The 9574-nt window shown below is 58.0% G+C and carries 10 protein-coding genes; 2 read left to right on the top strand and 8 right to left on the bottom strand.

Features of this window, described 5'->3' with window-relative positions; all coding sequences use genetic code 11:
• Both GA0061101_RS34995 and GA0061101_RS34990 read right to left on the bottom strand, forming a co-directional pair.
• The coding region (locus tag GA0061101_RS34995) for a Fic family protein (protein ID WP_092577084.1) at positions 1–962 on the bottom strand (962 nt) is incomplete at its 3' end.
• A gap of 456 nt (positions 963–1418) precedes the next feature.
• Positions 1419–1658, bottom strand: a complete 240-nt coding sequence (locus GA0061101_RS34990; RefSeq protein ID WP_081938754.1) for a helix-turn-helix domain-containing protein — start codon at positions 1656–1658, stop codon at positions 1419–1421.
• Positions 1659–1792: 134 nt separating this feature from the next.
• On the opposite strand from GA0061101_RS34990, the gene GA0061101_RS34985 reads away from it, so the two are divergent.
• Positions 1793–2920, top strand: a complete 1128-nt coding sequence (locus tag GA0061101_RS34985; protein WP_245297643.1) for a hypothetical protein — start codon at positions 1793–1795, stop codon at positions 2918–2920.
• A gap of 349 nt (positions 2921–3269) precedes the next feature.
• On the opposite strand, the gene GA0061101_RS34980 is transcribed toward GA0061101_RS34985, so the two are convergent.
• The 4 genes from GA0061101_RS34980 to GA0061101_RS34965 form a co-directional block, all read right to left on the bottom strand.
• Positions 3270–4064, bottom strand: coding sequence for a transporter substrate-binding domain-containing protein (locus tag GA0061101_RS34980; protein WP_092577081.1), 795 nt, complete (start codon positions 4062–4064; stop codon positions 3270–3272).
• A gap of 99 nt (positions 4065–4163) precedes the next feature.
• On the bottom strand, positions 4164–4823 hold the full coding sequence (locus tag GA0061101_RS34975; RefSeq protein WP_037197874.1) for an amino acid ABC transporter permease: 660 nt from the start codon (positions 4821–4823) through the stop codon (positions 4164–4166).
• Positions 4824–4834: 11 nt separating this feature from the next.
• Positions 4835–5632 carry an amino acid ABC transporter ATP-binding protein gene (locus tag GA0061101_RS34970; protein WP_037197876.1) on the bottom strand — a complete coding sequence of 266 codons (798 nt, stop codon included), beginning with the start codon at positions 5630–5632 and terminating at the stop codon, positions 4835–4837.
• Complete coding sequence (locus GA0061101_RS34965; protein WP_037197878.1) at positions 5629–6252, bottom strand: DUF1989 domain-containing protein; 624 nt, start codon at positions 6250–6252, stop codon at positions 5629–5631. The genes GA0061101_RS34970 and GA0061101_RS34965 overlap by 4 nt, the downstream gene beginning before the upstream one ends.
• A gap of 376 nt (positions 6253–6628) precedes the next feature.
• On the opposite strand from GA0061101_RS34965, the gene GA0061101_RS34960 reads away from it, so the two are divergent.
• Positions 6629–7807, top strand: a complete 1179-nt coding sequence (locus GA0061101_RS34960; RefSeq protein ID WP_037197879.1) for a M24 family metallopeptidase — start codon at positions 6629–6631, stop codon at positions 7805–7807.
• A 69-nt stretch (positions 7808–7876) separates the two neighbouring features.
• Here the strand turns inward: GA0061101_RS34960 and GA0061101_RS34955 are convergent, their stop codons facing one another.
• Both GA0061101_RS34955 and GA0061101_RS34950 read right to left on the bottom strand, forming a co-directional pair.
• Positions 7877–8290 (bottom strand): VOC family protein, encoded by a 414-nt coding sequence (locus GA0061101_RS34955; RefSeq protein WP_037197880.1) that lies wholly within the window; start codon positions 8288–8290, stop codon positions 7877–7879.
• 44 nt (positions 8291–8334) lie between these two features.
• Positions 8335–9501, bottom strand: a complete 1167-nt coding sequence (locus GA0061101_RS34950) for a M24 family metallopeptidase (RefSeq protein ID WP_092577078.1) — start codon at positions 9499–9501, stop codon at positions 8335–8337.
• Positions 9502–9574: the final 73 nt, after the last annotated feature.

The raw sequence follows: 9574 nt of genomic DNA, 5'->3' as shown, positions 1-9574 counted from the left end.
CGAAGGGCCGATCCGGCTCTATCGCTCTCGGTTGTGATTTTCTCCCTGTCCTCCTTGAAAAGACCGACAATCCGAGTGGCAGCTTCAGATGCTTGGTTGGCGGTGTCGGCTACACCTGTCAGGAAGAAGTCTAGCCAAGCCTCCCAGTTTCCATGTTCACGGACCTCTTGTAGTAATCGATAATATTCCCTTCGATGGGCCTTGAGGTAAAGACTGAGGTATAGCAGTGGTTTGCGTAGAACGCCGTTCATGCAAAGGTACAAGGTCACAAGCAAGCGACCTATACGGCCATTGCCATCGAGAAATGGATGGATCGTTTCGAACTGGACATGTAGTAGGCCGGCTTTGATCAATGCCGGTAACCGGGATCGATCATCGTGCATAAAGCGCTCGAACGCATCCAGGCAGCTCGCCATTTCCGTCACGGGTGGCGGCACAAAGAGCGCATTACCGGGTCGTGTGCCTCCAATCCAATTCTGTGAGCGCCGAAATTCTCCGGGATCTTTGGTGCCCCCCCGCCCGCTTTGAAGCAGTCGTGCGTGCATCTCTCGGATCAGGCGCAATGACATTGGCAGCGTTTCCAAACGCTCCAAACCGTACATCATCGCATCAACGTAGTTGGAAACCTCACGAATATCATCGACCGGTTGCCCCGCTTGAGCTTCGGTTTCAAATCGCAAAAGATCCGAAAGCGTCGACTGTGTCCCCTCAATCTGCGAGGAAAGAACTGCTTCTTTTCTCACATACATGTAAAGGAACAGCTCCTGGCGCGGGAGCAGCATTGTGATACCATCCAGACGGCCGAGCGCACGCTCGGCCACACTGAGGCGCTCCAGTAGCGAAAGCACATCGATGGGTGGCTCGGGCGGCAATGGCGGAGGCACAAACGCCCGCACTGTCTCGCTTGCTGCTGATGTTTTGACAAAATGGCCGAGGCGCGGGTTAGGACTGGAAACAGACATATGCTTAGTATGATTTCCATCCACTATTTAAGCAAGTGGCACTTTTTTTAAATAACAAACGACCTTAGATAAGCGCCCTTAATTAGTGGAGATCGTCCTCTCGACCTCAAGAGCAGACGCCAGATTCCGTGCCCACCATGCAATCTTGCTGACGATCGATATAGCCAACGTTGAAATGCCGCCTTCGCCATGCATATTTTGTTAATAGTCCGCTCCAATTTCCGCTCGCCCTCGGCATTGGTGCCTGGTGATGGAAGTGTCGAAATCCAAGGCATGTTGGCCCCGGCACCAGAGAATTTGCCTTCGGCTTTGATATTTGAGCAAAGCTAATGCTTAGCGTCCTCGGTCCTAGGACAACGGACGGAGATAAACAGTCAAGATATACAACATATAGTTGTCAAAATGAAGCTGATCAGCCTGCAAGATCAAAAACTCGCAAAGGGGACAGTCAGTTATCTATGATGGCGGCAATTGCGGCTTCTTGATCCGGATTCCATAGCCATCGCCGTCTTCCAGAATGAATTCTATACCAGCATCTTCCAACACCTGCCTTATGCCGTCCACAGTGCCATTTCGTAATTGTTCTCCTCGTTCCAACCGACTTATTGTCTGGGTTGAAACATTTGCTGCCTGCGCAAGTTCTCGAACTCCCCAGCCTAATGCTATACGGGCTAGTTTGCACTGAATGGCGTTCATTTCACAACCCTGTTGTGATTTATCTTGCTCAGTTGCACCGGCAACTGTACCCTCCTAAGCTGCTGTCGGCTGGCCTTGGTGTTTGCACCACCTCGGCCAGCCTAACCACAATCTAGCTATCTGGAGCTTGGATCATGGCTGATTCTGAGAATAGCAGAACTTTGCCTGCAGTTGCCTGCGGAAAAATAAAGTCATCCACCGGACGGCGTGGAAACATCCCGTACACCATCGACCGAAGAAATCTCCTCTCCGTCGCTTCACGCTTACTGAACTCTCGCATCGAAGATCCTGACGGTCCGCGAACAGAGCCAGGCCCGACGCCCGTCAGAGAAATGTGGCCTCGCTGGTATGCGCGCCACCAGCAGCGCGTGAGAGCCACCCGTCTTAGAGAAAAACTGGAAAAGCAATTGCTCGAAGAGGCCGGTGGTCTCCCGGTCGCGATGCTGCGGAATGTCGGAAACGATGGCACCGTCGAGGTTCACTCTTTTGCCGACATCAATCGAATGGCCTCTCAGCTCGATGCCGAACACCTGTCTCAGGCCCGAGCCGAGCTTCGATGGCGCCGGAAACGATGGAAAGAAGCGGATCGGCGTTTGGGATACAGTGCCGCAGTCGCTCTGGAACGGGAGCTCGTGGAACAAGCCGGTATATCCGGACGTGTCATGTGGATCACACGGCCCTCGTCGCTGACCGAAGTCACCGCGAAGCTCCATTGCCTCATCGTCATGCACGATCCCAGCCTGAAGTTCGAAGATGCACCGTGGCCCGAGTTGCGGACGATGCTGAAGGATCTTATCCGCGTTGCGGAGAAGCACCGGCAGAAACCATGCAATGGACCTGCATATCCTGGTAAAGCAGCAGGCGTACGTGGCATTCTAAATTTGGCGATGCAGTACCAAGACGCAGCCAACAAGCTTGGCCAGGGCTCGTCCAAGCCCAACGAGGCACCACGGCGTCTTCTGGCGCTTCATGCGATGGAGCTTTATCTGAATGCATTCTTGCTCGCCAAAGGTGTGGACCCCGCAACGATCCGCGGTTTTCGGCACGACCTCGGCGAGCGGGCGCGTTTGGCGTCTGAAGCTGGCCTTGTCCTGCGCAAGCGTACGATGGCGCACCTGGCAACGCTCTCTGAAAGCACCGAGTATCACGTCATCAGCCATGTCCCAGAGCTCATGTCCACGCTGTCACAGGTGAACCGAATGATGGCGACTGTCGATGAGCTCTCACGGAAAGTGCGAAAGGCGTTGCGGGCATCGTCGTGATTACGCCTTACCCAGCCGGCGCTAGCTGGGTTTACCTCACGCCTGCAACATTTGGGTTGCTCTTGATGGGGATCGAACCAGCGTCGCTCCGACGGATAGAGTTGTTTCAATCACTTAGATGCCCGGCAAAGAGTTTGGCTATGAGAGCGATCTCCACCCGTGAACTCGCGGCGGCAAGCGTTCGGTGGCGCCATAAACGCTAGGCTCTTACGAAAGCGCCAATTCAAATCCGGCAAGACCGAGAGCCTCATCGGAGAACGATGGGCGTCCGCAGATGGTGTTAGCAACCTTGGTCCATGTACGAAGCTCGCCGTGGCAGGACGTTTGCCACGGTGAGTGAGGCGAGCACTCACTGCTGAATGCTTCTGATGGGATCTTTTGGGGCGGGATTGAAGCCGACCAGATCGGTGGTGAGCTTGGCATAGGTGCCATCCGCAATCATGTCGGCGAGAGCCTTGTTGACGGCCTTGACCAGCTCCGGCTTGCCCTTTTTGACCGCAAAGCCCTTCTGGATATGGCTGACGAATTGAGGAAGAACATGAAGCGGCATGTTCGCTGACTTGATCATGTAACCGGCACCGATCGCATCGGTGATTTCGGCATCGATATTGCCGTTGACTAGATCCTGGATACCATCCGTCTCGGCCTTGTAATCCTTCACATTGGCGCCCCTGTCCTGGGCGAGCTTGGTAAAGGTCGAGGAGGCCAGCGCGCCGACGGTCTTGCCCTTCAGATCGTCCGGGGTCTTGATGGAGGAGTTGTTCGGAACGACGACGACACCCCCGGATTCCAGCCAGCCGTCGGCAAAGACGACCTGTTTCTGACGCGGGGGCGTGATGTCCATGGCATCGCTTGTTATGTCGTATTGATCTGCCTGAAGCCCGATCAGCAGCGATTCCCATTTGATGATGACGGGTGTGTATTCGAGGCCGAGGCGTTTGGCGACTTCCTTCATCACGCGGATCTCAAGCCCGTCCAGGCTTCCATCGGCTGCGCGCATGCTGAAAGGCGGGAAGGTGCCTTCGGTTGCGACGAGCAGCTTGCCGGGCTGCAGCAGTTCGAGGCCGGCGGCGGAGGCCGGCGCCTGGCTGGTGGCAAAGGCAGCGGCGACGGCAAAAGCAAAGGCGATTATCTGACGTTTCATGTCTGTTCCCTTTTCATTTTTGTTCGAGATGCCCTGTCGCCGAAGCGGCAGGAGTTCAGTTTCTTCGGGCAGGACGCGCGAGGAATAGGGTCAATCGGTTCAGCTGTGCACCGCGTAGCGGCGCTCCAGCCAGGCTGCGAGCTGCGTGAAGATCGTCGTCAGGAGCAGATAGATCACGGCGACGGCGATATAGAAGTCGAACGGACGGAAGGTCATTGCGATCAGCGTCTGCGCATAAAGCGTCAGTTCGACGACGGTAATGGTCGACAAGAGCGAGGTGTTCTTCAGCGTCGAGATCGCCTCGTTCGTCAGCGACGGGAGCACGATGCGGAACACCTGCGGCAGGATGATGCTGCGCATCGTGGCTGCGTGGCTGAAGCCGATCGCAAGGGCCGATTCCATCTGCCCGCGCGGGATCGCCGACAGGCCGCTGCGGATGATTTCCGCGACATAGGCGCCGCTGTTGATGCCGAGCGCCAGAACGCCTGCCGTAAACGGCGAAAGCCTGATGCCAATCTGCGGAAAGCCGAAATAGACGATGAAGACCTGGATGATCGTCGGCGTGCCCCGAATGAACCAGATGTAGAAGGCAGCGACAGCGCGGACCCCGCGCCAACTAGACCTCTGGCCGAGGGCCGCAAGGAGGCCCGAAATCCAGCTGACGACGATGGTGAGGATCGTCAGCCAGAGCACGGTCCAGGACGCCACCAAGAAGCCGGGGCCGTACAGGCTGACATCCGTCAGAAAATTCGTCGGCATGATCATGCTCCCTAGGCAGTCTTGGCTGCCGCGGCGCCATAGGCCAGCCCGTCGTGCAGAATACGGTGGAGGAATTGCCGCAACCGGTCGCTCTGGGGGTTGCGTAAGATCTCGGGCGCGCCAGATTCGGCCATCACGCCCTTGTCGAAGAACAGAACGCGTGAAGATACGTCGCGGGCAAAAGCAATCTCGTGCGTCACCAGCAACATGGTCATGCCTTCCGATGCGAGCGAGGCCATCAGAACCAGCACTTCATGGACGAGCTCGGGATCGAGCGCCGAGGTCACCTCATCGAACAGCATCAGCCGGGGCTTCATGGCAAGCGCCCGTACGATCGCCACGCGCTGCTGTTGTCCGCCGGAAAGCCGGGTCGGATAACTGTCGCGCTTTTCATAGAGGCCGATGCGCGACAGAAGCGCCCCGGCCTCTTCGATCGCCTGCGCCTTCGGCAGCTTCAGCAGTTTCATGGGCGCATGGATGACATTCTCCAGAACCGTCATGTGCGGCCAGAGGTTATAGCTCTGGAAGACCATACCGACCCGCTTCCGAAGCGACTGCATCTGCGCCGGCGTCGGCAGAAAGCGGGATTCCGCGTGAAAATCGAAGGACAGCTCCTCGAATTTCAGGAAGCCGGACTGCGGCATTTCGAGGCCGTTGATTGAGCGCAGGAAGGTACTCTTGCCGGAACCGCTGGCGCCGATGATCGACACCACCTCGCCGGGCTGGACTTCAAGCGAGACACCCTTCAGGACTTCGTTTTCGCCAAAACTCTTCCTGATGTCCTTGAGAGCCAGAAGCGGCGGGGTCATGCGGAGACCTCCGGATAATCCGTGACAAACCGGATTGTCACGTCCTGCGGCGTGCGGTCATCGCCGTTAATCACGGTGATATCCTGCGGGCAGGCCGACAGCACCAGAACCAGGTCCATCTCAGCACGAAGCGCCACGAAATCGCCTGCCTTCGATGCCGGCGCGTGGCGCTCCAGGCTCCCGTCGGCATGAACCGGGACGTTCATGAAGAGATTGAGCGAGGCGGGCGTGAACGGCAGATCCTCAGCCTTTTCCGAGAGCGCCTCGTGAAAATTGTCGGAGCAGCTACGGTGATAGCCATCGCAGCCGAGCTGTTGATAGAGTTCCGCATTGCAGGGGCAGAGCAAGGTGTCGTGACGCAGCGAAGCGCTGTCGTCGATCAGCGTCATCATCGGCCGCCGGCGATTACTGACGACAGCCATCCCCTTTTCGAAATAGATGCTGCTGTTCACCGAGCGGGTGTGATCCATGGAGGTGAACTCGCCGGCGTCGGCGACTCCCAAGGCCCAGGTGTCCACCACCTGATTTCCATAGAGGTTGGTGATGACGGCCACCTGCCCCGCTTTCATCTGATACCCGCGGCCGTGGCTCGCGGGCACCGTGTCTGAACTTACAGTCATTCTTTCCGTATCCGTTGATGCCCAAGCCAGTCGATGCCTTGGCGCCCAGACGAGTTTTCGGCCTCGAGTGCCGCGTTCATCAAAAAATCCTATTCAGTATACCACTGGAATTCAAGCTTTAATTTCAGTTATTTATGGCAATATAATAATCAATATCGGCTGCAATTTCTCAGCAGATGATGATTTTTTAATCAGAATCACTTTTGTGAGCAGGCGCAGATGCATCTACGTTGACCTCGGAACACGATTGGTGTACCGAAATTTTCGTCCAATACGGGAACCCGAAATGACCGATCCGCCGACCCCGTGACGATCCATCTTCCCTCTCGGATGCGGCAATTGTTTCCGCTTCGATCGAGGCCTTCAGGAGACGAGAATGACCCGCTATTTTCCGCAGGAAGAATATGAGAACCGCTGGGAAAAGGTTCTCCAGGAAATGCGGTTGCGCGGGTTTGAGACCGCCGTCGTTTTCGGCCGCGGCGGCGGCACCACGGACAATTGCGGCGACGTCCTTTATCTCTCTAACCATTATGCCATCAGCGGCGGCCTGGACTCGCTGATCTGGTCGGCACGCTCCTTCTCGGGAATCATCTTCCAGCAGGGCAGAGAGCCGCAGCTTCACATCGATGAGCCCGAGGTCCGCACCGATCTCGTTTTTATTTCCGATGCGCGCTGTTCCAATCATCCGTTCCGCAGCGTCGCAAAGGCGCTGAACGAAAGGGGAATCACCGGGCGCGTGGCGCTGGTCGGCACGCAATTCATTCCCGTGAAGTTCTACCAGCAGCTTCTTGAGGAAGCACCGGATATTCAATGGATCCCGGCCGACGACCTCGTCCGGTCGGTGCGGCGGATCAAGAGCCCCCGCGAGCAGGATTGCTACCGCATCGGCGGTGAAACCGCGACGGTCGGCCTGAACCGCCTGATGGAAGGGCTGATCAGCGGCCTTTCCGAGCGGGAAGCCGCCGGCGAGGCCGCCCGGGAAGTGGTACGGCGTGGCGGAAGGCTGCAGATGATAGGCACCAATCATGGGGAAACGCTCGGCTTCGACCAGCGCTTTCCGCTGACGGGATACAGCGCCGATAAGCCGAAGCCCGGCGATATCGTCACCGGAACGCTCCACGGGGCGTTCTACCAGGGCTACTATCTCGATCCCGGCCGGACTGGCGTTCGGGGCAAGCCGACGGCCGACCAGAAGCGGCTGATCGAAGCGGCCGCCGACATCGTGCATCGGCTTTCCGATATGGTGCGCCCCGGAGCGAAGCTTCTGGACGTTGCCGCAGAGGGGGATCGGCTGACGGCGGCCTTCGGAGGTTCGGTATCGCCGATCATGAAGAACTTTCCCTTCTACGGCCACGGCATCGGGCTTGGCTTCGAGCAGCCGCGCATTTCCACCGTGATGTCGCTTCCGGAAGATACCGTCGAAGAGAACATGGTGTTCGGCGTCGAAGCCTTCCTCTCCCTCGATGGCGTGGGAGCGGCCTTCTACGAAGATATTCTCATCATCGGCAAGGATGGCAACGAGCTTCTGACACGCTCCCCCAGCCAGTGGTGGTGAATTGCGGGCGAATGCCTGCGTGAAATCGCAATAGTAGAAAGCCGGCGGCCGACAGCCGCCGGTTTTCAGTTAGTGCGCGAAGACGCCGTCGAAATCCTTGAAGCCCTTGACCTCGATCGGATTGCCGCTCGGGTCGAAGAAGAACATCGTGCGCTGCTCGCCCGGCTCGCCCTCGAACCGCACGACCGGCGGAATGTCGAACGCGATGCCTGCGTCCTGCAGACGCTTCGACAGGGCAAACCAGTCGTCCAGCGGCAGGACGACGCCGAGATGCGGCATCATTACCATATGATCGCCGACCTTGCCGGTGCGGGCGACTTCGAAAGGCTTGCCGAGATGCAGCGAGATCTGGTGGCCGAAGAAATCGAAGTCCACCCAGGTATCGGTCGACCGTCCCTCTTCACAACCGAGAACGCCGCCATAAAACTGACGGGACTGGTCAAGATCGGTCACATGATAGGCGAGATGGAAAAGCGAACGCATGTTAGTCCTTTGCGATATCAGGTTTGAGAGATTGGAAACAGATTTCATCGGACGATCAGATCACGAGGCAGGTCGGATAGCAGTTCGGTGCCATTCTCGGTTACGATGACCGTCTCGGAAGCGCCGACGGTCCAGACGCCGTAGCTGCGCAGGGTCGCCGGCAAATGGAACACCATCCCGGGCTCGATGATGCGCTCGACCCCGGAAAATAGGCTGAGTATGCCGCCCTCGCCCCAATCCGGCGCAAAGGCGATGCCCATGGAATAGCCGATGCGCTTGCGGAAGGCCGCCGTGTAGCCCGCCGCATCGATCACTCGCTGGGCGGCCTCGTGCGGCACAGAGCAGGGAATGCCCGGCCTGATCTCGCGGAGAGCCGTGTCGAGCGCCATAAGCGAACAATCCATCATCCGCCGGGCTTCGACCGCCGGCTCACCTATCCAGACCGTGCGCATCAGCGCGGCATGATAGCGGGCATGGCTTCCAGCCAGTTCGAGAAAGACGGGGTCGCCGTCTTCGAGCCGACGACGGCGCCATGTCATGTGGGGCAGACCGCTGCGCCGCCCCGAGGATACCAGCGGTTCCATCGCCATCACCTCGGACCCGGCCTTTGTCGCAGCATCCAGCATGGCGGCAGCGATGGCGTTCTCATCCGTGCCGGCCCGGCAAGCTGAAATGCCGGCGATAAGCCCTTTCTGAGCATAGCTGGCGGCCAGTCTGATGGCCGCAAGTTCGGCAGGCGACTTCACCACTCTGAGCGGAGGAAGAATGGCGGAGCCATCAGGCATGGCTTCGACGCCGGTCTGCGCAGCGATCCGTTGTGCAAGCATCGGCGAAAGGAACCAGCCTGCAAGCTCGATTGCGGGCCGCGCGATCCCCCGTTCCTGCAAAAGCTGTGCGAGGGCGGAGGCCGGATCCTCTCCATCCTGGTATGCAACAATGTCGTCAATCCAGGTGTTGGCGATCGATCCGGCCAGTTCCAACTGCCGGACCAGCATCGTCAGCTCGCCCTCCACCGGCATGATCAGCGCCTGAAAGGCAAAATAACCCGCTGTCTGACGGCCGGTCAGCCAATAAATATTTTCAGGGATGGTGACGATGAGCGCTTCGTATCCGGCCAGCCCGATGGCTGCGCGGGCACGGTTCTGCCGCTGCTTGAACTCGTCCTCAGGGAAAGCCGCCTCGTAGCCTTTGAATTCGGCAAACTCATGCATCTGGCATTACTCAACTTCGGCATTAGCGTCTCATGATCGAGACGAAAACGGACAACCGTCCGGAATGGATAAA

Origin of the sequence: Martinezella lusitana, assembly GCF_900094565.1 — a bacterium.
In the GTDB taxonomy this organism is placed as follows: Bacteria; Pseudomonadota; Alphaproteobacteria; order Rhizobiales; family Rhizobiaceae; genus Rhizobium; species Rhizobium lusitanum.
Note: the sequence above shows the minus strand (reverse complement) of the source record. Positions and strands in the feature narration are given on the sequence as shown.